General features: G+C 67.0%; 16 protein-coding genes. 14 read left to right on the top strand and 2 right to left on the bottom strand.

Annotation, left to right across the window (positions count from 1 at the left end):
* Positions 1-504 precede the first annotated feature (504 nt).
* From AB0M47_RS18075 to AB0M47_RS18055, 5 genes are all read left to right on the top strand, one after another.
* Positions 505-2,817, top strand: a complete 2,313-nt coding sequence (locus AB0M47_RS18075) for a non-reducing end alpha-L-arabinofuranosidase family hydrolase (protein WP_363414596.1) — start codon at positions 505-507, stop codon at positions 2,815-2,817.
* Between the two features lie 115 nt (positions 2,818-2,932).
* Positions 2,933-4,201 (top strand): extracellular solute-binding protein, encoded by a 1,269-nt coding sequence (locus AB0M47_RS18070; protein WP_363414593.1) that lies wholly within the window; start codon positions 2,933-2,935, stop codon positions 4,199-4,201.
* Between the two features lie 60 nt (positions 4,202-4,261).
* Positions 4,262-5,224, top strand: a complete 963-nt coding sequence (locus AB0M47_RS18065) for a sugar ABC transporter permease (protein WP_363414590.1) — start codon at positions 4,262-4,264, stop codon at positions 5,222-5,224.
* A gap of 47 nt (positions 5,225-5,271) precedes the next feature.
* Positions 5,272-6,090 carry a carbohydrate ABC transporter permease gene (locus AB0M47_RS18060; protein WP_363414587.1) on the top strand — a complete coding sequence of 273 codons (819 nt, stop codon included), beginning with the start codon at positions 5,272-5,274 and terminating at the stop codon, positions 6,088-6,090.
* A gap of 185 nt (positions 6,091-6,275) precedes the next feature.
* On the top strand, positions 6,276-8,144 hold the full coding sequence (locus tag AB0M47_RS18055) for a family 43 glycosylhydrolase (RefSeq protein WP_363414584.1): 1,869 nt from the start codon (positions 6,276-6,278) through the stop codon (positions 8,142-8,144).
* A gap of 443 nt (positions 8,145-8,587) precedes the next feature.
* Here the strand turns inward: AB0M47_RS18055 and AB0M47_RS18050 are convergent, their stop codons facing one another.
* Together AB0M47_RS18050 and AB0M47_RS18045 are read right to left on the bottom strand one after the other, a co-directional pair.
* Positions 8,588-9,631 carry a LacI family DNA-binding transcriptional regulator gene (locus tag AB0M47_RS18050; protein ID WP_363414581.1) on the bottom strand — a complete coding sequence of 348 codons (1,044 nt, stop codon included), beginning with the start codon at positions 9,629-9,631 and terminating at the stop codon, positions 8,588-8,590.
* Positions 9,628-11,238 carry an FAD-dependent oxidoreductase gene (locus tag AB0M47_RS18045; protein WP_363414578.1) on the bottom strand — a complete coding sequence of 537 codons (1,611 nt, stop codon included), beginning with the start codon at positions 11,236-11,238 and terminating at the stop codon, positions 9,628-9,630. The genes AB0M47_RS18050 and AB0M47_RS18045 overlap by 4 nt, the downstream gene beginning before the upstream one ends.
* A 191-nt stretch (positions 11,239-11,429) precedes the next feature.
* Between AB0M47_RS18045 and AB0M47_RS18040 the strand changes: the two genes are divergently transcribed.
* The 9 genes from AB0M47_RS18040 to AB0M47_RS18000 all read left to right on the top strand — a co-directional run bounded on the left by AB0M47_RS18040 (position 11,430) and on the right by AB0M47_RS18000 (position 26,963).
* Entirely contained in the window at positions 11,430-13,103 is a 1,674-nt protein-coding gene (locus AB0M47_RS18040; protein WP_363414575.1) for an FAD-dependent oxidoreductase, read from the top strand.
* Positions 13,103-14,614 (top strand): FAD-dependent oxidoreductase, encoded by a 1,512-nt coding sequence (locus AB0M47_RS18035; RefSeq protein WP_363414572.1) that lies wholly within the window; start codon positions 13,103-13,105, stop codon positions 14,612-14,614. The genes AB0M47_RS18040 and AB0M47_RS18035 overlap by 1 nt, the downstream gene beginning before the upstream one ends.
* 2 nt (positions 14,615-14,616) lie before the next feature.
* Positions 14,617-18,012 carry a hypothetical protein gene (locus AB0M47_RS18030; RefSeq protein WP_363414569.1) on the top strand — a complete coding sequence of 1,132 codons (3,396 nt, stop codon included), beginning with the start codon at positions 14,617-14,619 and terminating at the stop codon, positions 18,010-18,012.
* A 2-nt stretch (positions 18,013-18,014) separates the two neighbouring features.
* Complete coding sequence (locus AB0M47_RS18025) at positions 18,015-19,625, top strand: extracellular solute-binding protein (protein ID WP_363414567.1); 1,611 nt, start codon at positions 18,015-18,017, stop codon at positions 19,623-19,625.
* A gap of 9 nt (positions 19,626-19,634) precedes the next feature.
* Positions 19,635-20,552 carry an ABC transporter permease subunit gene (locus AB0M47_RS18020; RefSeq protein ID WP_363414565.1) on the top strand — a complete coding sequence of 306 codons (918 nt, stop codon included), beginning with the start codon at positions 19,635-19,637 and terminating at the stop codon, positions 20,550-20,552.
* Positions 20,546-21,475 (top strand): carbohydrate ABC transporter permease, encoded by a 930-nt coding sequence (locus tag AB0M47_RS18015; protein ID WP_363414563.1) that lies wholly within the window; start codon positions 20,546-20,548, stop codon positions 21,473-21,475. The genes AB0M47_RS18020 and AB0M47_RS18015 overlap by 7 nt, the downstream gene beginning before the upstream one ends.
* Before the next feature lie 162 nt (positions 21,476-21,637).
* On the top strand, positions 21,638-23,731 hold the full coding sequence (locus AB0M47_RS18010; RefSeq protein WP_363414560.1) for a hypothetical protein: 2,094 nt from the start codon (positions 21,638-21,640) through the stop codon (positions 23,729-23,731).
* Between the two features lie 943 nt (positions 23,732-24,674).
* Positions 24,675-25,352, top strand: a complete 678-nt coding sequence (locus tag AB0M47_RS18005; protein WP_363414557.1) for a hypothetical protein — start codon at positions 24,675-24,677, stop codon at positions 25,350-25,352.
* Positions 25,353-25,925: 573 nt separating this feature from the next.
* The gene (locus tag AB0M47_RS18000) at positions 25,926-26,963 is read left to right on the top strand and encodes a hypothetical protein (RefSeq protein ID WP_363414554.1); all 1,038 of its coding nucleotides are present in this window, start codon (positions 25,926-25,928) and stop codon (positions 26,961-26,963) included.
* The last annotated feature ends 14 nt before the right edge of the window (positions 26,964-26,977 follow it).

Below are 26,977 nucleotides of genomic sequence, written 5' to 3'. Positions count from 1 at the left end.
CTCCTCATTGGCGGCCAGGCCTCCTTGCCCGGGTACGCCTCGCAGAAAACTCGACCGGTCAACACTTGAATGTTTCGTTTCGAGCTGGCAACCTCACCGTCTTGGATGGGAGCGCTACCACGGGTAGCGCGGCGCCAGGAGACGGCGATCGCCTGGCGCCGAAATTTCCGGGGAACGTTAACGCGCACATTTCCAACACAGGTGTCGCTAGATCAGGCCTCATGCCGTGCCTGATCCCTATCTGCCTGCTCTTTTGTGGATCGCGGACGTCACAAGATTGTTTCCGGAACTTTTCCGAAACTATTGCCTTGCAACAGAGCTCGATGGCAGCATTGGCGCGGATAAATCTCTCGACAAAGGACGTCCGGCCGTCTCGCTTCGACGGCTCGGGCACCGGCCAGTGAGGAGGCCAAGGTGGCTATCAGCCCCTCTGTCCACCATGGTGAGAGCCGGCGGCGCAGATCGCTCATCGTCAGAGCGCTGGTCGTCGGTGCGGTCAGTGTCGTGGCAGTCGCCGCGGCTGCGGTGATGATGCCGTCGGCCGACGCGGCAGAGACCACGCTCGGTGCCGCGGCTGCGCAGTCGGGCCGGTATTTCGGCACGGCGATCGCGGGTGGTCGGCTCGGTGATTCGGCGTACACCACTATTGCTGGGCGTGAGTTCAACATGGTGACGGCCGAGAATGAGATGAAGATCGACGCGACGGAGCCGCAGCGTGGGCAGTTCTCGTTCAGCGCCGGCGACAACATTTACAACTGGGCGACGCAGCGTGGTCTGAAGGTGCGGGGTCATACGCTGGCCTGGCATGCCCAGCAGCCGGGGTGGATGCAGAGTCTGTCGGGGTCGACGCTGCGTCAGGCGATGATCGATCACATCAACGGTGTGATGGCGCATTACAAGGGCAAGCTCGCCGCGTGGGATGTGGTGAACGAGGCGTTCAACGAGGACGGCAGCCGCCGTCAGTCGAACCTTCAGGGCACCGGCAACGACTGGATCGAGGTGGCGTTCCGGACCGCTCGCACTGCCGATCCGTCGGTGAAGCTGTGCTACAACGATTACAACATCGAGAACTGGTCGTACGCCAAGACGCAGGGTGTGTATCGGATGATCCAGGACTTCAAGTCCCGGGGTGTGCCGATTGACTGTGTCGGGCTGCAGACGCACTTCACCGGTGGCAGTTCGTTGCCGAGCAACTTCCAGACGACGCTGTCCAGCTTCGCCGCGCTCGGGGTGGATGTGGCGTTGACCGAGGTCGACGTGACCAATGCGTCGACGTCACAGTACGCGGGGCTGACCCAGGCCTGTTTGAACGTGCCGCGCTGCATCGGCATCACGGTGTGGGGCGTACGCGACAGCGACTCGTGGCGGTCCGGTGAGAGCCCGCTGCTGTTCGACGGCGGCGGCAACAAGAAGGCGGCGTACACGTCGGTGCTCAACGCCCTCAACGCCGTTAACCCGACGACCTCGCCGAGCTCGAGCACGACCCCGGGCGGAAGCGGCACGATCGTCGGGGTGCAGTCCGGCCGGTGCCTCGACGTCCCCAACGCGTCGCAGACCAACGGTACTCGGGTGCAGCTCTACGACTGCAACAACCAGGCGAACCAGAAGTGGACCTACACCGCCAGCAGGCAGTTGACCGTGTACGGCAACAAGTGCCTCGACGCGAATGGCGCGGCCACCGCGAACGGCACGGCGATCATCATCTGGGACTGCAACGGCGGGTCGAACCAGCAGTGGAACATCAACTCCAACGGCACCATCAGCGGCGCTCAGTCCGGTCGCTGCCTGGATGTGTGGGGCACCGGCAACGGGCAGCAGGTCCAGCTGTACGACTGCCACGGGCAGGCCAACCAGCAGTGGCGTACCGGGTTCAGCGGCCCCTCGCCGTCATCGTCGTCGCCGCCGACTGGCTGTGCGCTTCCGTCGACCTACCGCTGGACGTCGACCGGAGCGCTGACCAACCCGCAGAACGGGTGGGTCTCGCTCAAGGACTTCACCAACGTGGTCTACAACGGCAAGCACCTCGTCTACGGATCCGACGTCAACAGCGGCGGATCTTACGGGTCGATGAACTTCAGCCTGTTCACCAACTGGTCCGACATGGCCTCCGCCACCCAGACCGGGATGAGCCAGGGCACGGTGGCCCCGACGCTGATCTACTTCGCACCTAAGAACGTCTGGGTGCTGGCGTACCAGTGGGGTCCGAACTCGTTCAACTACAAGACCGCCAGTGACCCGACCAACGCCAACGGCTGGTCCTCGCCGCAGGCGCTGTCCACCGCCACCCTTGCCGACGCTCCGTACGGCGTGATCGACCAGACGCTCATCGGCGACGACCAGAACATGTACCTGTTCTTCGCCGGGGACAACGGCAAGATCTATCGGCAGAGCATGCCGATCGGGAACTTCCCGGGCAACTTCGGCTCCAGCTACACGACGGTCATGACCGATTCCACGAACAACCTGTTCGAGGCGGTCGAGGTCTACAAGGTTCAGGGCCAGAACCAGTACCTGATGATCGTCGAGGCGATCGGCGCGAACGGGCGCTACTTCCGCTCGTTCACATCCAGCAGCCTGAGCGGCTCGTGGACTCCGCAGGCCGCGAGCGAGAGCAACCCCTTCGCCGGCAAGGCCAACAGCGGTGCCACGTGGACCAACGACATCAGCCACGGTGACCTGGTCCGCACCAACCCCGACCAGACCAAGACCATCGACGCCTGCAACCTCCAGTTCCTATACCAGGGCAAGAACCCCAGCGCGGGAGGCGACTACAACCTGCTGCCGTGGCGCCCGGGCGTGCTGACCCTGCAGCGCTGAGCGGCGGACTGCCGCCAGGCAGACCCCGTCGCAACCACTCGGGCGTGCCCGGCTTCGGCCCGGGCCGGGCACGCCCGCCTCCCAACCCAGCTCCCGACCACCCTCGGAGGACTGTGTGAAGCGCCTCATCACCACCGCAGCCACTGTCGCCACGGCCATGCTCCTGGTCGCCGGCTGTTCGCCGGGATCGGGCGGCGGCGACTCCGTCGATTCCAAGACTTTCGACTTCTGGTCCTTCACCGGAATCAATCAGAAGGCCGACGTCGACGTCTACAAGAAGGCGCATCCTGATGTGCAGATAAAACTCACCGAGGTGGGCAGCACGACGGAGACCGCTCAGGCGCTCACCACCGCACTGGCCGGCGGCAAAGTGCCCGACCTTGTGCTGATCCAGGGTGACGACCTGCCGAAGTTTATGCAGTCCGCCGACAACTTCGTCGATCTGTCCAGCCTGGGCGCCGACAAGATGAAGGGGGACTACCTCGACTGGGTCATGAAACAGTCGATGACCTCCGACGGCAAGATCATCGGAATACCGACCGATGTCGGGGGCATGGCCATCGCGTACCGCACTGACCTGTTCAAGGCGGCGGGACTGCCCACCGACCGGGACGAGGTCTCCAAGTTGTGGCCGACCTGGGACGCGTTCCTCGAGGTCGGCAAGAAGTACGTGCACGCCACCGGCAAGCCGTTCCTGGACAACACGTCGACGAGCGTCTTCTTCCAGGCGGTCAACCAGGGGACCGAGCGTTACTACGACGCGGACCACAAGCTGTCGTACGACAAGAACCCACAGGTCAAAGCGGCCTTCGACCTGGCACTGAAGATCCACGCGGCCGGCATCACCTCCAAGATCACCTCATGGTCGACGGGCTGGACGGCGGGAATGGGCAAGGGCGACTTCGCGGTCGTCTCAGCCCCGTCGTGGATGCTCAACGCCATCCACACGAACGCACCCAACACAGCCGGCAAGTGGGATGTCGCCGTCATTCCCGGTGGCGCGGGAAACTGGGGCGGCAGTTACCTCGCCGTCCCCAAGCGGGCGAAGAACCCGAAGGCGGCCTGGGCGTACATCGCCGAGATGCAGTCGCCCAGCGGGCAGCTCGCCCACTTCCTGCAGCAGGGCGCACTCCCGACGACACCATCGGTCTACTCGGACCCGCAGCTCATCGCGAAGACCGATCCCTTCTTCTCCAACGCGCCGATCGGCAAGATCTACACCCAGTCCGTGCTGGGCATCAAACCGTTCTACATCGGACCGGAGGACGCCACGGTCGGCTCGGAGATGCTCAACACCCTCGTCAGCGTGGAGCAGGGCAAGGTCGCCGAGGCCGACGCGTGGAACACGGCGTTGACCAACGTCAAGAACGCCCTCCGCGGCTGAAACGACGACTGATGCATGGCAGCCGAGGAGCCCGGCCGCCACATCGGGAAGGTGTCCGTTGTGACCACTACGCTCAACCCCGCCCCGGCTCCCGGAGCGATCGCACCGCCCACTCGGAGCCGCCACCTCCGGCTGGGCGTACGCGAGCGGCTGGCACCCTACGCCTATGTGGCGCCGTTTTTCGTGCTCTTCCTCATCTTCGGACTCTTCCCGCTGCTCTTCACGTTCTATGTCGCCTTCTTCGACTGGAACCCCATCGGCGAGCACCAGTACGTGGGACTGGACAACTTCGCGCAGCTCGTCGACGATCCACGGTTCTGGGGCGCGCTGCGCAACACGTTCAGCATCTGGCTGCTGTCGACGGTCCCGCAATTGCTGCTGGCGCTCGGCCTGGCACACCTGCTCAACCACCTGCGGCTGCGGGCGGCCACATTGTTCCGGATGTCGGTGCTCGTTCCCTACATAACCTCCGTGGCGGCGACCACCATCGTGTTCGCTCAGCTCTTCGACCGGGACTACGGCATGCTCAACTGGTTTCTCGGGCTGCTGGGTTTCGACCACGTCGACTTCACCGCGTCGGTGTGGGGAAGCCACTTCATGATCGCCGTGATGATCATGTGGCGGTGGACCGGATACAACACGCTGCTGTACCTCGCCTCGCTCCAGGCGGTTCCGCGTGAGCTGTTCGAAGCCGCCGCCGCCGACGGCGCGAACGGCTGGAAGCAGTTCCGCCACATCACCATTCCCGCTTTGCGGCCGATCATCGTGTTCACCGTCGTCACGTCGACGATTTACGGACTACAGGTCTTCACCGAGCCGCTGCTGGCCAACCCGGTGGGCGGACTCACCTGCGGAGCGGCCCGGCAGTGCCAGACCCTCACGCTCTTCCTGTACGAACAGGGTTTCGGCCGGTTCCACTTCGGCTACGGCGCTGCCGTCGGCGTCGCGCTCTTCGTGCTCGTCGTGATCGCGGCCGCGATCAACTACCTCCTGGCCACCCGAATTCGCTCGGAGCGCCCATGAACCGCGAGCCTTCGACCGCCGCGTCCCCCCAAACTCGCCGACGAAGCGTGCATCGGGTCCCGTTCGTCGTGTACGCGGTGCTCGGCGCGATGGTGTTCATCAGCGTGTTCCCGCTCTACTGGATGTTCGTGGTGTCCACGACGGACTCCGCCACCGCGACGAGCCTGCCACCGCACGTCATTCCCGGCGGCAATTTCCTGCACCTGGCCGGCCTGGTCGTCGACACCGTGCCGTTCGTCCAGGCGCTCGCCAACAGTCTCCTCGTCGCCACCACGATCGGCGCAGGTCAGGCTGTGCTGTGCGCGTTGGCCGGGTTCGCCTTCGCCAAGCTGTCGTTCCCGGGCCGCAACGCACTGTTCCTCATCGTCGTGCTGACCATGACGGTGCCGGCCCAGCTGGCCGTCATCCCGCAGTACCTGATCATGTCGCGGCTCGGATGGGTGGACACCCTTCAGGCGGTGATCGTGCCTGGGCTGGTGAGCGCCTTCGGCATCTTCTGGATGCGTCAGCACATCAGCAGCGCCATCGACGAGCAGCTGATCCACGCCGCCCGCGTCGACGGCGCGACGACCTGGCAGATCTTCTGGCGCATCGCCTTCCCGCTGGTACGCCCGGCGGCTCTGGTCCTGGGTCTGTTCGGCTTCGTCAACGCTTGGAACGACTTCCTCTGGCCCTTCATCGTGCTGAAGTCGCCGGAGAGATACACCGTCCAGATCGCCATCAAGGCCTTGCAGAACAACCGGGACATCGACCTCGGCCTGGCCATGTCCGGCTCGTTCCTGGCCACGGTGCCTCTGCTGATCTTGTTCGTCTTCGTCGGCCGTCGCCTGGTGCAAGGGATCATGGAAGGCGCCTTCAAGGGATGACACACTCTGATGACGTTCCACGAAGTCACGTGGCGCTGCCGCCGGTCGTGGGCTCAGGCACCGTGTTGCCGGTTGGACTTCAACTCACCTTTCACCATCCGAATGTCGACGTCACGAGCGGCGTCATCACCAGTCGCGCGGCGCCCGCGATCGTCGCTCGCGTCACGGTGGCGTCCACACCCGACGTGACGGACACAGTCGACGTCACGGTGCTGCCGGCGGGTACGCCGGTGCTGCTCGTCGGCACTCGGCTCCCCGATGCCGACCCGGCCGTCTACTCGGCACGCATCGCGTACAGCCTGCACCTGGCTCTCGCCACACCGGACGGTGCGATCATCCGCCTCAACGACGACCGGGGAGTCCTGTTCCCCCGCGCGGTCCCCACGGAACATACGGACATCTACCGCGTGCGTACGCTCACCGATCCATGGGTGTTCGTCGTCCCCGACGGGTACATGGTCGTCGCTTCGCCCGCCTCGCCAGACGGTTCCCCCGAACCGTCGGCCAGTTCCTCAGTGTTGCTGTTCCACACGACAGACCTCATAATATTCGAAGAAGTCGGGCTCTTTCAGGTGGCGACGGGAGGCGGAGTACGGCGTCCGCGCGGCGTGTACGACCTCATGCGTGGCGAACTCGTCCTGTGGTGGACGGATGACGAGGATCAACCCTGGTCCTCGTCGGCGGCCGAGCCACGTGGGCCATGGTCGCCGGCCGTCCCGGCGGAACCCGTGGTGCCTGTGCCGCCGATACCGGACGGGGGACCAGGGCACCACCAGACCTGCGCTCTGCCCATCGACGAGGCCGACGCCGCGCGGCTGCGACGCCGCTTCGGGCGTATCCGCAATGTGGCCGTCGAGCTGCCCGTACTCGACGCGACCTCCGGGGACGCCGCCTGTGAACTGCCCTGGGCGAAGCTGACCTACGACGACGGCTCCACTGCGCGGCGGCCGGTCGACTGGGATCCCGACAGCCTCGCCCAGGTCGGTTGGGACAAGCCAGGCGAATACGTGGTGACCGGCAGGGTACGCCAACGGGTCTATCCCTTTCCCTTCGTCATAGACCGGGCCGATCCCACCGTCCTCGCGTACCAGGGCCGGTATCTCTTCATCGCCACCGACGACCCGGACGGCAACTGTGTGGACCCGCGCCGGCTGTTGCTGCGCGTCGCGGACAGCATCGCCGAGCTGGCCACCGCGCCGGACCACGCCATCCTCGAAGTCGGCACCACGGACATCGCCGGCTGCTTCTGGGCCCCCGAACTTCATCTGATCCGTGGCCGCCTGCATTGCTTCTTCGCCCCGAGCATCGGCGCCGCGGACTGGAAACGGGTGCGCTGCCACGTGATGCGGCTACGCGACGGCGGCGATCCCACGGTCGCCGCGGACTGGGAGCCGCCCCGTCCAGTTCTTCAGATGGACGGCTCGCCCCTGCAGCGCGACCCTGAGCACCCTGGTCTCAGCCTGGACATGACCTATCTCGAAGACGCCGGGCGAAGCTACGTGCTGTGGTCTCAGCGGTACATCACCGACCGCATCGGCGACGCCGAGCTCTGGATCGCGACCATCGACCCGGCCGACCCATGGCGGTTGACCAGCGACCCCGTACGCGTCGTCACCGCAGAGTACGGCTGGGACCACGAAGTCGCGGAAGGCCCGTTCGCGCTCCGGCACGGCGACCGTCTCGTCGTCACCTACTCCGGATCAGCAGTCGGGCCGACCTACGCGGCCGGTGCGATCGAGGCACGCAGCGGAGCCGACCTCCTTGACCCGAATGCCTGGACCAAGGCACCAGCGCCCGTGCTCGGCACCGGCAGCAACTTCAGCTACTGGGGGCCAGGCCACAACACGTTCAGCCACGACGAGGACGGCCTCGAGCTCGTCGTCTTCCATGCCCATCCCACGATCACCACGCGCGGGCGGAGCACCGCGCTACGACGCATCCATTGGGCCGCCGACGGACATCTGGTGCTCGATCAGCGACCCGATGAGGAGGTCGCGCCGCACCTGCGTCGTGTCCGCACGGTCGTACGCGTTGCTGTGTCGAAAACGGAGTAACCGGCCCCCGCGGATGTTTGCCCACCGATATCCGGTGAAGCCACCTGACGAAGATCGTCAGGTGGCTTCACGTCGGGATCTAGCCGTGCCGATCTTCGTCTCACGCAAGCTCGACGCATTGGCTCGGTCAGCCAACTGGAGACCCTTCAGGCTCCGCTGAAGCCGCCCGTAGTCCAGCTGCGGTGCGGAGAGAAACACCGCGACGCGCGAGGCCAAGGGATTCTCCAGCTCTACCTCGTCGACCCGCAGCGGAAAGGCCAGATCATGGCCGGGTCGTCGGTCGAGCCCAGGCTCACATGATCCGCTGACTGCGCTGGAGGAGTCGGGTCATCCATGGCCGAAGGCCGCTCGAACACGTCCCATCGCCACAGCACTGCACATCTCGGACGGATCCCGTCGAGAAACACGTGGCCGACGGCGACGTCGGCCGAGGTCGACAACGGTCAGCTGTGCCGCGGTGGCGCGACCGAGGGCTCCAGGGTATGCGCGCATGGCAGCAGGATCTGCCGCTCATAGTCGCCGGCGGGGTCGGCGAGCAGCGTGGTCAGCAGCCGCACGGCCCGCCGCCCCATGGCGTTGCGGGGCACGTGCATGGAGGCCCACGCGCCGGGCCCGCCGGTGTCGTCGACGAGCAGCACGATGGAAACGTCGTCGGGCACGGACAGTCCGCGCAACCCGATGATGGCGTGCAGTACCCGCAGAAGACTGACCGATTCCACGAGGACGGCGGTCGTTCCGGCGGCCAGGGCGCTGTCGAGCCATTGGGTCGCCAGCTCATCCGGCTGGGTGTACGCGGGGACCGGCACGGTGAGCCCGAAGCGGTCGAGCGCGGCGGAGAAGCCGTCCCATCGGTCGGCTTGGGGCTCGTAACGGACTGCCTCGCCGAGGTACGCGAACGTGCGGTGCCCCAGCGCGACAAGGTCGTCCACGATGCGGCCGGTGGCCGAGCGGTAGTCGCCGCCGACGTAGCTGATCTCGAAGCCGGGCACCTCGCGATGCCCGATGTAGACGAAGGGGTGCGCGTCGGAGGCCAGCCGGGCCAGGTCGTCCTGGTGCGCCCGGTGGCCGAGGATCACGCTGCCGGCCGCCTGGCCGAGTCCGTTCACGTCACCGCGGTAGATGCGGCGTACGCCTGCCTCGTCCCGCGCGGCCGTGAAGAGCACGAGGTTGCAGCCCTCGACCCCGGCCTGCTCCTCGATGCCCTGAAGGAACTCGAAGTAGTAGTCCCCTGCGCTGGTCGGGAAGATGGGTTCGAAGGTGTGCACGCCCAGCAGCGGCGGAGCGTGGCGCTTCTCAACCGCCGTACGCTGCTGTGGACTGGTGGTATAGCGCAGCCTTTTGGCGGCCGACAGCACACGCCGTTGGGTTTCGACGGAGATCCGGCTCAGGTCGCCGGCCCCTCGCAGCACCTGCGAAACCGTGGACTGGGAGACACCCGCCTCGCGGGCGATGTCGGACTGCCGGATCATGCCGCGTTCCCCGTTCACCTGACTCCTCCCGACAGGATCGCTCCACCGGCGAGCAACTGCTTGCGAAGGGTCTCATAGTCGACGTCGCGTACGCCGGACCCGGTGGTGGCGGCCAGTCCGGCAGCGCAGCCGGCCGCCTCGCCGAGCATCATGAACACCGGTTCCATGCGTACCGAAGCGAAGGCGACGTGTGAGGCCGAGATCGCCGACGCGACGAGCAGGTTCGAGCACTCACCGGTACGCGGAACCAGCGCCCGATACGGCACACCCATCGGCGCGGCCAGCGGATGCTGCACGTTGCCCTCGTTCACCGGACGTCCGTCGACCACGACGCGCTTGGCGTTGTGCGAGTCCATCACGTACGAGGCGAGCGCCACCGGATCGTCTACGCCCGACCGAGAAGTCGCGTCGTGCTGGGTGATCACGTAGTCGGAGACCATCCGGCGCGCCTCACGGATGTAGAGCTGATGCGGCCAGTGTGCGGTCTCCGCGAATTCGCCGGGCGCGAGCCCGTACGCCTGGGCCGCCGAGCGGATCGCGGATGGCAGGGAGCGGGTGGAGGTCAGGTAGTGCAGCAGGCCCGCCTGATACCGGATGTGGTCGGCGAAGATCGCTTCGCGTCGGGCATACCCAGCTGCGGCCGCCGTTGCCTGATCAGGCAGGGAGGACCTGGCCGACAACGACACAGCGGCCGGCCATGCGTAATTCGCTCCGATGTGGTCGGAGGAGACGGCTCCGTGATTGTTCATGTCGTAGACGTCGCCGCGGACGCGCGTCGTCCGCCCGTACAGCTCGAAGACGCCTGCCTCGATATAGCGCCGGAGCAGTTCGTAGCGGCCGGGATCATAGCCGTCGGGCTCCGGGTAGGGCACTCGGTCGGCTGCGTCGGTCACGTGCAGCCGGAAGGTGTACGCCTGCACTCGTTCGTCGCCGTCGCCGATCGTCCCGTACGCGTCGGCGGACACTCCTGGCACCACGCCGGACGCAGGTTGGCCAGGGACGACGTAGGGATCGACCGGGACGGTGAACTGATGGCTGGAGCTGGGCTGCACTCCGCCGAGTGTTTCGCCGTAGACCGCCGACGCCTCCCGGCCGATGGTGTGCGACACCCCGGCCGCCGCCATCAGGTCGCCCTCGTAGGAGGCGTCGACGAAAACCTTGGCGCGATGCCGCCCGCCGTCGTCCGTATGCAGCTCAGCCAGCCGATCCCCGGACAGCGTGACACCGCAGAGGTGCTGACGATGCAACACGCTGACTCCGGCGGAAGCCAGCCAGTCCACGAAGATCGTCTCCGCGACGTGGGACTCCACGCGCCAGTGCACGTCCGGCACCCCGTACGCGACACCGACCGCGCGATAGAACGCGAGGGCCAGCCCGCCCACGGTGGACGCCCGGCCGACGTCGGTCTCGCCGAGACCGCCACTGCTCAGGCCGCCGACATGGTCGTCGAAGGCGAGAAGGGTCACCGAGTGCCCGTCGCGGGCTGCCCGGACCGCTGCCGTCACGCCTCCGGAGGTCGCGCCGTAGACCACCACGTCCGAGACCGTCTCGTGGGACGGCATGGTCTCGCCGGACGACGCCGAAGGCGAGAGGTGATAGCGCAATCCGGGGAGCGGCGAAGTCATGCCCGGATTTCTAACACCCCGATCCGAGCACTGTACATAGCTAATATTTGCTAATTTCGCGAAATGGAATCGTGCCCAAATCTGCTGCGTACCAACGTCTTGACATCACCACGACGAAGCGATGTAACGTAGCCGCAATCTTGGGCGACCCTGATGGCCGCCAATATATTAGCAAGTTAGGGGACACCGGCATGAGCATGGCGACCGAGCTGGAGACCGACCTTCTGGTGGTCGGCGGAGGCTTGGGCGGCGTCGCCGCGGCGTTGACCGCCGCGCGACTGGGCCGCCGCGTCGTCCTGACCGAGGAGACCGACTGGCTCGGCGGCCAGCTCACCGCGCAGGCGGTGCCGTCCGACGAGCACCCCTGGATCGAGACGGAGCACATCTCGCCTGGGTACCGAGAGCTGCGCGAACGCGTCCGCGACTACTATCGCCGCAACTACCCGCTGCTGCCGGAGGCTGCGGCCGACCCGACGCTCAACCCGGGCCTGGGCAACGTTAGCCGGCTCTGCCACGAACCTCGCGTGGGTGTGGCCGTCATCGACGAGATGCTGGCCGCCTACGTGTCGGCCGGGCGCATCACGATCCTCTACCGCCACGTTCCCGTCAGCGCCGACACCGACGGCGACAGTGTCAAAGCCGTCACGCTGCGCGACGAGGTGACCGGGAAACAACGCACCATCACCGCGAAGCTCGTCGCCGACGCCACCGAGCTGGGCGACCTGCTGGAAGTCGCCGGGGTCGAGCACGTCATCGGCGCGGAGTCACAGGATCAGACCGGAGAGCCGTTCGCCGCGCCCGAGCCGGACTGGACCGATCAGCAGTCCATCACCTGGACCTTTCCGCTGGAGTACCGGCCGGGCGAGGACCACGTCATCGACCAGCCCGCCTCCTACGACCACTGGAAGACCCACGTCGACCCGTTCTGGCCGGGGCCGCAGCTGTCCTGGTTCAAGATCGACATCCACACGAACGCGGGCAAGGAGAACCGGATCTTCGAGGGCGACCTCGACGGCGTACGCCTGCCGGACCTGTGGCATTTCCGGCGCATCCGGGCGCGCAGCCAGTTCCGCCGCGACCTCGTCGACACCGACATCACCCTGGTGAACTGGCCCAACATCGACTACTGGGAAGCGCCCCTGATCGGCCCGGGCGTCGACGATGCCGCCCGGGCCCGGGCTCTCCAACGGTGCAAGGAGCTATCACTGTCCTATCTGCACTGGATGCAGACCGAGGCGCCCCGGCACGACGGCGGCCACGGCTACCCGGGCCTGAAGCTGCGGCCCGACCTCACCGGCACCGACGACGGCCTCGCCAAGTACGCCTACATCCGGGAATCGCGCCGGATCAAGGCCCGGTTCACGGTGCTGGAGCAGCACGTCGCCGTGGTGGACCGGCCCGAGGGCGGCGGTTCGGAGCTGTTCGCGGACGCGGTCGGCGTCGGGCACTACAACATCGATCTGCACCCCAGCACTGCCGGGGTGAACTACGTGAACCTGGAGTGCTACCCGTTCCAGATCCCGCTGAGCGCGCTCATTCCAGTACGGATGCGCAACCTTCTACCGGCCTGCAAGAACATCGGGACCACGCACATCACCAACGGCTGCTACCGCCTGCACCCGGTGGAGTGGAGCATCGGCGAGGCAGTCGGGGCGCTGGCGGCGTACTGCCTGCGGCAGGGCACCGAACCGCACGCGGTCGCCGACTCGCCCCGCCTCACAGAGGACTACCAGAATCTGCTCACACAGACGCTCGGCATCCCGATCGCCTGGCCCGACGACGTACGCCGCACCCGGCCCTCACAAGCCTCGAAGAACTCTACTCCGCTGCTGGCCATGCCCGAGCGCCGGGTGAAGGTCGCCTGATGAACGCGGTGGACACGGTGGACAATCCCGACGTCGTCATCTATGGCGCGACCCTAGCCGGGATCATGGCGGCCCTGCGGTTGCGGATGCGCGGCTACCGATCCGTCATTCTGGAGCCGACTGGGCACGTCGGCGGTATCGTCGCGGGCGGCCTGGTCAAATCCGACTGCCCCAACGTCATCGAGGCGCTGGCAGGGCTCACTCTCACCCGGTTCTTCGAGGGCATCGGACGGGCCTACGGACTCGACGGTGCGGCGTACCGGTTCGAGCCCAAGGTGGCCGAGCAGGTCAGCCACGACCTGATCGCCGAGGCTCAGGCCACCGTACGCCTCAACGAACGCCTTCACGGCGCATCCGATGTAGACGTCGTCGGCGGCCGCATCCAGGCGGTGAGGGGCATCCGGGCACGGTTCTTCATCGACGCCTCCTACGAGGGCGACCTGATGGCGGCGGCCGGCGTGCCGTACGCGTATGGCCGGGAAGGACACGACAAGTATGGGGAGCCCCTCGCCGGGTTCCAGCCGGTGCAGGCGTACCGGCGGCGCAGCTTCCGGCCCGGGAATCTCTATCCGGTCAAGCCGGTCCCGCCGCAGCGGGCGGGTGAGGCCGACGAGAAGACGCAGGCCTACAACTTCCGAGGCGTGCTTTCGACCGGTCCCGACCGGTTGCCCTTCCCGAAACCCGAGGGCTACGACCCGAGGCTCTACGCGTACCTCGGGCAGCTGCTGGAGCAGCGGGGGGTCAAGGGGCTGTCGGACATCGTGACCCACACGGCCCTGCTGCCGAACGGCAAGTACCAGACCAACCAGGCGCTGTTCATCGGGTTCGATCTGCCCGGGGCCTCGTGGGACTACCCGGACGGCAGTTGGGCCCGGCGCGACGAGGTCATCGCCGAGCACGTCCGCTGGCATCAGGGAATGCTCCACTGGCTGGCCAACGACCCGTCGCTACCCGAGAGCTTCCGGGCCGACACCCAAACGTTCGGCCTGCCCGCCGACGAGTTCACCGACAGTCCACACGGGGCCGGCTTCCCGCACGCGCTCTACATCCGCGAGGCCCGCCGCCTACTCGGCGCGCACGTGCTGACCCAGCACGACCTGCTCAAGCCGGGCAACACCAAGGCGACGCCGGTCTGCTGTTGGAAGTATGGAATGGACAGTCACATCGTCCAGTACTACGCCGAGGGCGACGACACGATCGTCGGCGAGGGCACGCTGTCCGGCACCGAGAGCAATCCGCCGGTCGACCTTTATCAGATCCCGGCCGAGGTGCTGTTCCCAGCTCATGGTGGTGTCGAGAACATCGCGGTGCCGCTTTGCTTCTCGGCCAGCCACATCGGCTACACCTCGCCGCGCATGGAGCCCAACTACGGGATGCTCGGCGAGGCCGCCGGTGAACTCGCCGCCCAGTCGCTAGGCACCGGCCGGGCGGTGCAGGACTACGACTATCCGCAGCTGGCGGCCGCGTTGCGCGAACACGGCAGCGTCCTGACCCTCCCCGGGCTGGAGTAGCCGTGCTGCCGATCACGCTCGCCCGGCCCGATCCGGCCTTCCAGCCGGGGCCGCTCGACGCCTCGTCCGGCTGGCGGCCGCACACCGTCGAGCTCGTGTTCCACCTCGCGGAGCCGGCGCCCGCCGACGGATGCGTGCTGCGCCTGGAGTTCGCGGCAGGTCACGGCCCGTGCCCCGATCTGTCCATCGTGGTCGACGGAACGCATCGCGGGTTCTTCCACCCCCGTGTGCGCCGGGACGACCGCTCGGAGACTTACCGGCACGGTCCGATCGCGGGCGAGGTCACGCTCGACGTGTGGCTGCCCGCCGCCTGGCTCGGCCCCGGCGATCATCGCCTCACGATCACGACCGTGCTCGACGAGGCGGCGGCGACCGGCCCGGTGCCGGCGGAGAGCGGCCCACCCCCGCGTCACCGCGAACAGTTCGGCCACCACTTCGGCAGCGGCGTCGTCTGGCACGAGATCACGCTCCGACCCGCGGACCGTCCAGCCACGACCGGTGTCACGCTCACCGCGACCCCGCTCTACCTGCACGACGGCTCCCCGCTGGTCGAGCTCACCGTCTCGGCGCCGGCCCGGTCCACTGCCGCCCAAGCGTTGGTACGCCTGAAGCAGCGGACGTATCCGGTGCAGCTGCGCCGGGGCGACCGCGATTTCGGCGACGTCCGCGTACGGTTCCCGGTGCCGGAGCTCACCGAACCGGTGAGGGCGACGGTCAGCATCGACGGCGGACCGGAACAGGAGTTCGAGCTGCGCCCGGCCCGCCAGTGGAGCCTGCACCTCATCCCGCACGTGCACCTGGACGTCGGCTACACCGATGTGCAGGGCAAGGTGCTGGAGCTGCACAGCCGCAACCTCGACCGGGCGCTCGACGCACTCGCCGCCGACCCCGGCTTCGCCTTCTCGGTCGACGGTTCGCTGATCGTGGGGGAGTACCTCGCGACCCGGTCGGCGCAGCGCTCGGAGCAGGTGCTCGCGGCGCTGCGGGCGGGCCGGCTGACGGTCAACGCCTTCCACAGCCTGTTCCTGTCCGGCATCGCCAGCCTGGAAGAGGTCTACCGGGCGGCGTACGCGGCGGCGCGGCTACGGGAGGACCACGGCGTCCCGATCGAGTACGCCAACCTCACCGACGTCCCGTCGTACTCCGCGGCGATCCCGTCGATGGTGCGAGCGCTCGGTATCGACGCCTTCGTCGGGATCGAGAACCACCACCGGGGCGGCAACGCCGACAGCGACGCCCAGCACCTGGCCAGCCCGGTCATGTGGGAGGGCGTCGACGGCTCGCAGATCCTGACGCATTTCTCCGACACCTACTCGCAGCTGCGGTTCATGGTGGGCGACCCGCAGACCGTCGCCGGGGGAGCGCACGCCTTCACCCGGCTGCTCGCCCGCTACGACCGGCCCGACTACCTGCCCAGCGATCTGGCCGTCATCGGCACGCACGCCGACAACGAGGATCTCGGTGACGGTGACGCCGGGTTCGCCGCCCGCTGGAACGAGCGGTACGCGTACCCGAGGCTGGTCGTGTCGACGATGGCCGGATACCTCGACGCCGTACGCCCCTTGGCAGAGCGGCTGCCCGTCTGGCGCGGCGACGGCGGCTCCTACTGGGAGGACGGGGTCGGCACCGGCGCCACCGTGGCCGCCGAGCACCGGCGTACGCAGTCCGCCCTGCCCGCCGCGGAGGGGCTCGCGGCGTTGGTCGGCCTCGCCGAACCCGGCTATCGGCCGCATCGCGCAGCTCTGGACACCGCCTGGGAAGGCGCGCTCTACGGCTGCGAGCACACCTGGACGTGGGCACACGGCAACGCGCATCCGCACGGCCACCAGGTCGGCGACCAGCTCGACTGGAAGCGGCACCAGGTGCACACCGCGTACCGGATCGCGACGGACGAGACCCGCCGGGCGCTCAGCCAACTCGGCGAACTGGTCAGCACGACCGGGCCGACGCTGCTCGTGCACAACCCGCTCGGCTGGGCGCGCGACGTCGACGTCGAGTTGGAGACCCTGCACGGCAGCCCCGACGGGCTGCCCGGCGAGGTGACGGCCGACTGCAATGGGCTCAAACGGCTGCGGGTCACCGTCCCCGGGGTGCCGGCCTTCGGCTATCGGGCGCTGGCACTCGGCGCTGGGCGTACGCTCACGCCTGGATCCGAGGACGGGTCCACCGGGCGGCCGGCCGCGGACCAGGACGAGTGGCAGACGGTCCCGGCGAGCCTGACCACCGCGCGGTGGGAGGTTGCCCTCGACCCGGCGACCGGGGCGATCAGCGGCTTGCGCCACCGCGCGAGCGGGCGGGAGTTGCTTGACAGCCGTGAGCGGACGCTCGGGCAGGTGCTGTACGCGCTCAACGGCCCGGTGTCGCTGACCCGCGGCGACCAGCCTGCGCACACCGGCGAACCGCACCGGCACGAGCCCGCTCCGCGCAGCACGCTGTCGGGCCGCCGCCCGAAAGCGGATCCGCCCGAGCTGACCGTGACAGCGGCCGAGATGCAGCCGATCGGGCTGCGGCGGACCTACGACGGCTGGCGGCTGCGCACCGTGGGGAGCGGACCGAGCCTGCCCCGGATCGAGGTCGACGTGCTGCTGCGCGACGACTCCGACCGGGTCGACGTGACGGTCGACCTCGACAAGACCCGGGTGCTGGCCAAAGAGTCGGTATACGTGGCGTTCCCGTTCGCCGGAACCGATCCTGTAGTGCGCTACGACCGGCAGCAGGGCTGGATCGATCCGGCGGCCGACACCGCGCCCGGCGCCTGCCACGACTGGTTCACCACACAGCACGCCGTCGTGGTGTCCGAGAACGACGGTCCGGCGGTGGCCTGGAGTTCGGCGGACGCGCCCCTGTTCACCGTCGACGACATCGTTCGCGGCGAATGGCGGGAGCAGTTCCGGCCGGGCGCAAGCCTGTTCTCCTGGGTCCTCAACAACTACTGGCCGACCAACACCCCGCCGGAGCAGGACGGAACTCTGACCCTCCGGTACGCCTTCACGCCTCTGCCGGCGTTCGACCCGGTGGCGGCCGGGCGCTTCGGCCGGGAGGTACGCGCGGCCGCCACCGCCACCGAGATCACCTGGCTGGACAAGTTCGACGTCGATCCGCGGCCGTTGCCGGCGACCGGATCGTTGCTGGACCTGGACCTGCCGGAGACGGTGCACGCCACCGTCGCGCAGCCGCGGACCGGCGAAGGGCTGCTGCTGCGCCTGCAAGACCTCTCGGGCCGGGCAGCCCGCATCCCGCTGCCGGTGCCCGGAGGCGCCACCTTGTGCACCGCCGACGAACGCGAGCTCGGCCGGCTGGTCCCGGACGACGACGGCCGGCTGACCGTCGAGATCGGACCGTGGCAGGTCATCTCGCTGATCCTGCATCCCTTCCCGACGGATTCCCCGAAGGACTGATCATGGCTGATAACGCTCTGAGTCGACGCCGATTCCTGGCACTGACGGGCGGCACGGCCGCCGCCGTCGCCGGGTCCGGGCTGCTCGCCGCCTGCGGCAGTTCGTCCACGCCCACCACCGGTGGCGCGGGCAGCGTCACCTTCCCCGAGTACGCCCCGGCGACGCTGGTCAAGCCGGATCTCCCCGCGACCGCCGACGGCGTGATGGCCGGGTTCTACGAATACCCGGCGAACCTCGCGACCGCGTTCACGAGCAAGCCCGGTGAGGGCCTCGGGAACGTGACCGTCCTGACCAACATGTTCAACCCGGTGCCGCCCAGCGCGGGTTCCAACGCGTACTGGCAGGAGGTGAACAACCGGCTGGGGACGACCCTCGACATCACGATGACGCCCTCGGCCGATTACCTCAGCAAGCTGTCCACCGTCATCGCCGGCGGTGACCTGCCGGACATGACGCTGATCTCGGCCAAACTCGCCCACCGCGCCGACGTGCTGACCCGGATGTGCGCCGACCTCAGCGAGTTCGTCTCGGGCTCCGCGGTCAAGGACTACCCGTTCCTGGCCAACATCCCCAAGGACGCCTGGCTGCCGACCGCGTACGGCGGCGGCATCTACGGCGTGCCGATCCCGCGCGGCGTCGCCGGGACCATCTTCTTCTCGCGGGACGACCTCATCCGAGCCCGAGGACTGAACAGCGCCCCGGCCAGCTACGCCGAGTTCGTGACGCTGGCCGAGGGCCTGACCGACGCCAAGTCGAACAAGTGGGCCTTCGGCGGCGTCAAGCGCGTCATCGTCTTCGTCGGCACCATGCTGGGCGTGCCGAACACCTGGCGGGTGGACGGCGGGAAGTTCGTCTCCGAGTACGAGACCGAGCAGCGCAAGGAAGCGGTCGCCCGCACAGCCGAGCTGTACAAGAAGGGGTTGTTCCACCCGGACAGCCTCGGTGGGAAACTCCAGGTACGCGACCTGTTCGGCAACGGCACGATCGCGCTCCACGGCGACGGGTACGCCGCCTGGGACACCATGGCCGCCGCCTACAAAGTGGAGATCGGTGCGATGCCGGCGCCGAAGGCCGACGGGGGCGGCGTCGCCCAGCATCCGGCCGGAGCCGCGGCGTTCGCGATCACCGCGTTCAAGAAGGGCGACAAGGCCCGGATCAAGCAGCTGCTGAAGATCTGCGACTGGCTGGCCGCCCCGCTCGGGACGACGGAATACATGTTCCGCAAATTCGGCGTCGAGGGCACGCACTACACGATGCAGAACGGCAAGCCGGTCCTGACCGACAAGGGCAAGGTCGAGGTCAAGCTGCCGCTGGAGTACATCATCGACGCCCCGCCCGTCCTCGGGCCCGGCGACCGCGCACGGGTGGACGCCCAGCGGGCGTACCAGGAGAAGGTCGTCCCGACTCTCCTGCGCAGCCCGGCCGAGGGCCTCTACTCGGCGACGGCGGTTGACAAGGCCGGTGAGATGAGCAAGATCATCGACGCGGCCGAGCTCGACATCGTCTCGGGCCGCAAGCCCGCCGCGTACTGGGACGAGGCGGTGGCGGCGTGGAAGAAGGCCGGTGGCGACGCCGCGCGCGCCGAATTCGAAAAAGCACAAACCACCAAGTAGAGCGAGTAGGTGAGGACGACGATGATGCGACGGCTGCGGCGGGACTGGTTCCTGCTGATGCTGGGCCTGCCCGGCATCCTGCTGGTGGTGCTGTTCCACTACGTGCCGCTGGCCGGGAACGTCATCGCGTTCAAGGACTACCGGTCCTACTTGACGATCTGGGAGGCGCCCTGGGTCGGCTTCGCCAACTTCCGCGTCATCTACGAAGGCGACCCGGCGTTCCTCAACGCCCTGACCAACACCCTGATCATCTCGCTGATCCAGGTGGTGGTGGTCTTCCCGATTCCGATCGCGCTGGCGCTGCTGCTCAACAGCCTGCTCTCGGAGAAGATCAAACGGGTCGTGCAGTCGGTGCTCTACCTGCCGCACTTCATGTCCTGGGTGATCGTGGTGGCGCTGTTCCAGCAGATGCTGGGCAATGCCGGGCTCTACAACACCTGGGCCCGCGTCCACGACCTGCCGATGCTGCACCTCATCGGCAACGCCGACCTGTTCCTGCCGCTGATCACCAGCCAGGCGATCTGGAAGGACGTCGGCTGGGGCACGATCATCTTCCTCGCCGCGATCTCCCGCGTCGACACTGAACTGTTCGAGGCGGTCGCCGTCGACGGCGGCGGCCGCCTGCGGCAGCTGTGGCACGTGACCCTCCCGGCGATCCGATCGGTCGTCGTGTTGCTGCTGATCCTGCGCCTCGGCGACGTCCTCTCGGTCGGCTTCGAGCAGATCTACCTGCAACAGGCGGCAGTCGGCCAAGACGTCTCCGAGGTTCTCGACACCTACGTCTACAACCGCGGCATCCTCGACGGCAACTTCGGCATGGCCGCCGCGGTCGGCCTGGTCAAGGGCGTCGTCGGGCTGGCACTCGTGCTCATCGCCAACAAGATCGCGCACCTGTTCGGGGAGAGAGGAATCTACTCAAAATGGTGACTCTGGCTTCCCGATCGAGGACGGTCCGGCGTACCGCCCGCACGCCCAAACTGGTCAACGGCGCGCCCGCGCCCAACCCGGTCGTCCGGGCGCTCAAGGGGGTCGTGCTGCTGATCTGCTGCGCCGCCGTGGCGATCCCGTTCATCGGGGTCATCTCCACGTCGCTGGCCGACCAGGAGCAGATCACCAAGGCCGGGGGTTATGTGCTGTGGCCCTCGCATCCGTCCCTCGACGCGTACGCGGCGATCTTCCGAGGCGGCGCGGTCACCCGGGCCACCCTCGTCTCCATCGGGATCACGCTGGTGGGATCGCTGTTGTCGATGGCGGTCGTCGCGCTGCTGGCCTACTCCCTGTCCAGGCCGGGCAGTTTCGGTCACCGGCCGCTGCTCATGCTGGTGCTGATCACGATGCTGTTCAACGCCGGCATGATCCCGAACTATCTGCTCATTAAACAGCTCGGGCTGATCGACTCCTGGTGGGCGCTGATCCTGCCGCCCGTGGTCTCCGCCTTCCAGGTCATCATCGTGCGCGCCTTCTTCATGGAGGTGCCACGCGAGATCATCGACGCCGCGCGCATCGACGGCGCCAGTGAGCTGCAGATCCTCACCCGGATCATGCTGCCCCTCTCCAAGGCAGTGCTGGCCGTCGTCGGCCTGTTCCAGGCGGTGGCGTACTGGAGCGCCTTCTTCAACGCGCTGCTGTACATCAACGACCCGGACAAGTGGCCGCTGAGTCTGGTGCTGCGCACCTATGTCGTCGACAACACGGCCATCGGGACCGACCTGCCTGGCGAGGTCGTCCCGCCGCAGCAGTCCCTGCAGATGGCGATTCTGGTCGTCTCACTCGTCCCTATCTGCCTGGTTTACCCGTTCCTGCAGAAGCATTTCGCCAAGGGCGTGGTCGTCGGAGCCGTCAAGGGCTGACCCCGCTCACCCCTAACCACCGCAGCCGCACCGGCCGGGACACCCGTCCCGCCGCGATGCCGCCTGCGCATTCGAGGAGGCACGAAGATGCACGACACCTCGCCAAGTTCTCCAGCCGTCCCGTCGCCGGCTGATGACGCGTTCGCTGCCGCGGAGGCCGCAGTGAACCGCCGCACCGGCCGCCGGCAAGCCCTGGCAGCGCTCGGCCTGGCCGGCGCCGCACTGGCCGGCAGCCAGGCGATCCCGGGCAGCGCGTCGGCCGCCACACTGGGATCCGCCTCGGCCCCGAAGAAACGGCTGGCCGCCGGAGACGGCTACCTCAGCGTCGAGGACCTGCGCGCCACCGCTGGAGCAGCCGACGGCGAACAGGCCCACGTGGTGGGGTACCACGCCGACCGGCCCGGCGTCGGCGGCGGAGTCTTCTACTGGGACGCCGACGCGACCGAGGCCGACGACGGCGGCACCGTCATCGCCGTGACCGGGACTGCCACCGGACGCTGGAAACGCCCCGTCGAAGCCCGCATCGACCTCGCCTGGTTCGGCTGGACCGGCGTCGGCGACGTCGACGACTCGCCGAAAGTACGCGCGGCCGTCGCCGCCCTGCCCACCGGCGGCATCATCGAGACCGGCCCCGGCAAGGTACGCCTGGAGTCCACGATCGAGATCACCTCGATCCCGATCCTGTTCCAAGGCGCGGGGGCGACCGACGTCGACGATTACGCGACGCAGTACATCGTGGCGACCGGGAACGCCGACGGCTTCCGGCTCAAGAACGTCCACGGTGGTGGGATGCGCGACCTCGTCGTCCGCGGCTCCGGCCTGACCGGCGGCAGCCTGGTGGCGACCGAGGCAGCCGGCAGCGACCGCAACTACATGGTGTCGTTCATCAACGTCCGCTTCAAGGACGGCTACAACGGCATGACACTGCGCGCGTGCAACACCATCCGGTTCCGCAACTGCGTCTGGAACGGCTTCAACGGGCAGTACGTCATCCTGCTCAACGGCGTCGGCGACACCTCCCGGGCCGACCCGATCGAGTTCGTCCAATGCGGCATCGCGGCCGGTCCCGCCAACACCGGCGTCGACAACCTCGTGATCGACGGGCTCGGCGGATCGATCAAGTTCTTCGCCGTCGCGGTCCTGTTCGGGAGGCACGGCATCTGGCTCAAGAACAGCACCGGCGGCTCGTACCCGAAGTTCCTCTACTTCGAAGGGGGCGGCTTCGAGAACGGCCACGGCTACCCGGTGCTCCTCGAAGCCGGCGCACAAGCCCAATTCGCCAACGTCTACATCTCCGCCGACAACGAGCTCAGCAACGTGCGGATCACCGACGGCTTCACCGGCACCGCCACCTTCACCGGCTGCATCATCCGCGGCTGCGGGCACAACGGGCTCGACATCGCATCCACCCGAGTCACCGTGACCGGCTGTGTCATCGGCAACAACGGGCGTACGGCACACCCGGCGTTCGCCCGCACCATCACCGGAGCAGCCGCCGGCAGCGGCGGGAGAGTCCGGCTCACCACCGGCGCCGAGCACGGCTGGGAGACCGGTGACCGGATCTCGGTCCTGGACCTCACCGGCACGACCGAGGCCAACGGCAAGTGGACCGTCGACGTCGTCAGTACCACGGCGTTCGAGATGCCCGTCCAGTTCGCCCACTCGTACACCGGCGGTGGCAGCGCATACCGGCATGGGACCGGCGTCAACATCCGGTCGGCGGCTAGCCGCGTCGTCGTGGTGGGCAACGCTATCGGCGGGCTGGCCGACGGGATCAACCGGCAGGACTACGGGATCGTCAGCGCCGCACCGGACGTGCTGGTCGCCGACAACGACCTCAACGGCAACCTGGTCGGCCCGTACGCGATCACCGGATCGATCACCGGGCAGACGAGGTTCAGTGGGAACAAGGGGGTCGAGCAGATCGACGGCCGCCTCGTGGCTCGCGTCACCGGAGCAGTCGCCGATGGGCTCTACGACTTCGGCAACCTGCTCTACCTGGACGGCCAGCGGATCCGGGTCGTCAAGGTGTCCCGCAAACTGGGCGTCGGAACCTGCGACGTACGCCTCGACGCCGACAGTGAAAGCGCGGGTGGAGACGCGATCGGCGCCACGACGACCTCGCAGACGATGACGCTGACCTCACCGTTCACCGTGGACGGCAGTGGTACGCCGCCGCGCCTGCGACTGCGGGTTCTCAACGCGACCTCGGCGAGCGACCTGGAGGTGCAGTTCGCTTACCAGATCCTCGGATGACTCGTCCGCCAGTCGCGTGGTAGCGCCGCGCGGCGGATCACCTGTTCACCTCAGTACGTTGGCCGAAGTCTTGTCCGTACCTCGGCCGATTCGATGTAAGACGATATAGGAAGACCTCGTCGGGGTTGATCGAGTTTCCACACAACGATCACCACGACGAGGTCTTTGCCAGTATCCGCCCGCGCATGTACCCCAACCTGTCCGATCGGTCACTAGCGCGCCGCTCAAGACCTCCACCATCGCCCCGCCACCACCGCGAGCTCAGCTACCTCACGGTGGGTCATGACCTCCCAGCAGCGTCGGCGCCGGCCAGGTCACGGCGTTCGCCGAGATCCGAGCCACCGTGCACGACGAGCGCGCATTCGCCACCACGCTCAAAGAACTGCAAGGCTGCCGGCTACCCGCATGATTCGACGCTGTGCGTGACACTGGCCCGTCGCACCTGCGCCAGTTCGCTGATGGACTGCTCTACGACATCGACGCTGTTGCAGCCGGACTATCCAACCCCAGGAGTTCCGGGCAGGTCTAGGGCGATAACACCCGCGTCAAGCTGATCAAACGCATGGGCTTCGGCCGCGCCAACGTTCGACCTCCCCCGCAAACGCATGCTGCAGCGTGACGCCACAAGATCAGCGCCAGAGCCCGTTCAGTCGTATTCGGCGGTGCACCTTGACCCGTGCGCCGACACCAACTCGTCGGGCGCAGCCAAGAGGCGGTTGTGGCGACTGCGAAGGCCGCGGCCGTATGGCTCGAACCCGGCACGAGGAGACCCGACGAGCGAGCGAAGGGCCAGCTTATGCGCCAGATCGGACGGTCCCTAAAGCGGGCGGGAGTACGCCTTGGCGGGTGGTCCATCCGAATGCGTGGGCCGATCGGTTGTTGGTATGGCCAACATATGCTAAGTTGGTCCTACCAACATTGGTTCTGTTTAGGAGACTTGCTCATGAACGAACCCACCGCCAGCGGTCCCGCACGGATACTGGTCATCGGTAGAAGCCCAAACGTGATCCTTGACGCTGCCGACATCCTGCGCAGCAAGGGCTACCACGCAGATGCAACAAACCAGTTCGACGAGGTGCTGACCGAGTATGAGACTACGAACATCGATGTCGTCGTCTTCGGTGGCATGGTGCCGGCTAACACCAAGGAGTACCTCAGAGAGGAGATCTCCAAGGTCAACGGCCACGTCATCTTCGTACAGGGACTCGCCGGAATCGCAGGTCTCATCGCTGCCCAGGTTGAGAGCGTCACGTGGACTGGCGGAGACGACAACGGGGTGGCATACGACCCGACAAAGAGGACGTTGCGGCTCACCTTGCGGGAACCGGCCCAGGTGGTCGTCGAGGTGTGGTGGGCCGTCTCGTTCACGCCGCCCGAGCCAAAGAGCACCTCGATGCGTGTGATCGACTCCCACTTCCATTCAGGGGAGTACTTTATTCCGCTCCCCGTCGAGGTTCCGCCTGTGGCGTCCTTCGTCGCCGTGTCCGTCGGGCCAGCCGTCCGCTTGTTCACGGTCGGCGCGATGCCGGAGGCGGTTTTGCGCATGGTTCCATCCGGCGACCCGAACCAGCCCCCCTCGCTGCCTGCTGTGCCTGCGGTGGCGACCCACAGCAGTGACTGACAAGCCGAGCACCTCAGCCGTACGGACTATGCGCGCGCAGGGACTGCTCAATCAGTTGGTGCGTACCCTGCTGTGCGCACCCGATGGCAAACGTCCAGACTTCGACCGCTGAGCCCGACGCCGTCAAGGAATACGTGCACAGGGCGGCCGCGAAGCCGGCATTCGTCCACTTCGGCAGGATCCACGTAGATCAAGACCGAACGCCAACCAATGCGACCTGCAATTGGCCTGGGTTGAAAGTGCGCAGGTCGTCAAGCTCACGCCTCGATGACCCGAGGCTTCCCCTCGCGCCGTCGGCGTCTACTCGAGTGGCGTCGTGCCCTGCCACCGACCCCGCGCTACATATAGCAGACCAATGGGAAACCCGTCGTCTGCTCAAACGCATGGCATCGGGCGAGAGAGCCGCCTCTTAGCCCTTGCCATTCAGCAGGCCGTTGATTGCGTCGTCCGTCGGCTGTTTTCGTTGCGGCGTCACTGCTTCTGGGATGAGGCACGAAGGGTCCGGCGACTTGCTCGTGCCGACCGTTCCGCGGGGGCTTTGATCAATAGCACAAGCCATATGAAGGAGTTGTTGTGTTTTACCAACAAGGGTCCGCCGGTGCTCGGCGGCAACACGGCCTGCGCATTCGACTATGGACGGCCTTGCTGTTCGGCCTAGCCGTCCTCCTCGCTTTCGGGGTTCCTGTGGGTGTGGCGGCGGCGTCCTCGCGACCGGCGGCAAACGTTCCTGCCGGACTTGCCCAGGCATCCATCTCTCAGGGCAATCCATCTGCTCGCCTTGGGGAAAGATATCTCGGCCGGTGGAACTATGATCAGCCGGATCCGGCCACGGGAAACAATGTCGCCGTGCTGGCGTGCCGGGACGGTGGAACCTCCTGCAGCCAGAATCCGCAGCTGCCGCTCCCGCTGAGCATTCCCCAGGTCGGGTGGATCGATTTCTCTCCGGGGCCGAACGGCAGCCTTTACGGGCACACCGACCAAGGGTGCACCTGGAACTTCGCCGTGAAGCCCGGCGGTCTGGAGCTGTCGTCCACGAACCAGTTGTGTTTCAACTCGACCATCGGGCAGTACTACAGCATCAAACAATGGTCGGTGCAGGTGGCCGGCGATGTCGAATACGAGCAGATCATCTCGCAGAGCATCCAACCCAATGGCGACGTGCTCTACACCACGATGAACTTCGGCACCAGGGGCCGGCCCTCCCGGCACAAAGTCGCCGGCGACGGAGACAAGTCCGCAGCGAATAAGTTCGTCGGCTCGTTCACCTATGATCCATACAGCTTCCAGAATCTGGACAACATCACGGTGACCGACAAGGGCAGCGCCGCTCCTGAAGTGGGGGTGGTCCACATCGACCGCATCGACGGCAACAAGATTGTTGCCCACACCCCTGATGGTTGCAATTGGGCTCTTGGCGTGCAAGGTAACACCGCTGAACTACTCGACCCAGCCACACAAAGCTGCCAGGTTGGCTCGAACACGGTATCGCTCCGCTACTGGGCAATAGTGACCGACGATGGTAAGCGCCTCAGTGCCTTCAGGTCTGGATACACCTTCGAAAACGGTCTGACAAACAATTACACCTTCATCAGTTCGCTCACCGGAGAATGACCGGAGCGGATGGT

The sequence above is a fragment of the Hamadaea sp. NPDC051192 genome, from assembly GCF_040682475.1.
In the GTDB taxonomy this organism is placed as follows: Bacteria; Actinomycetota; Actinomycetes; order Mycobacteriales; family Micromonosporaceae; genus Hamadaea; species Hamadaea flava.
The sequence above is the reverse complement of the archived record's forward strand: the minus strand, read 5'-3'. Positions and strand labels throughout refer to the sequence as shown.

What these genes read in the sequence shown, in the direction of transcription:
- AB0M47_RS18035 (WP_363414572.1), top strand. Translation starts at nt 13,103, where the DNA reads ATGAACGCGGTGGACACGGTGGACAATCCCGACGTCGTCATCTATGGC.
- AB0M47_RS18015 (WP_363414563.1), top strand. Translation starts at nt 20,546, where the DNA reads ATGGTGACTCTGGCTTCCCGATCGAGGACGGTCCGGCGTACCGCCCGC.
- AB0M47_RS18005 (WP_363414557.1), top strand. Translation starts at nt 24,675, where the DNA reads ATGAACGAACCCACCGCCAGCGGTCCCGCACGGATACTGGTCATCGGT.
- AB0M47_RS18045 (WP_363414578.1), bottom strand. Translation starts at nt 11,238, where the DNA reads ATGACTTCGCCGCTCCCCGGATTGCGCTATCACCTCTCGCCTTCGGCG.
- AB0M47_RS18040 (WP_363414575.1), top strand. Translation starts at nt 11,430, where the DNA reads ATGAGCATGGCGACCGAGCTGGAGACCGACCTTCTGGTGGTCGGCGGA.
- AB0M47_RS18025 (WP_363414567.1), top strand. Translation starts at nt 18,015, where the DNA reads ATGGCTGATAACGCTCTGAGTCGACGCCGATTCCTGGCACTGACGGGC.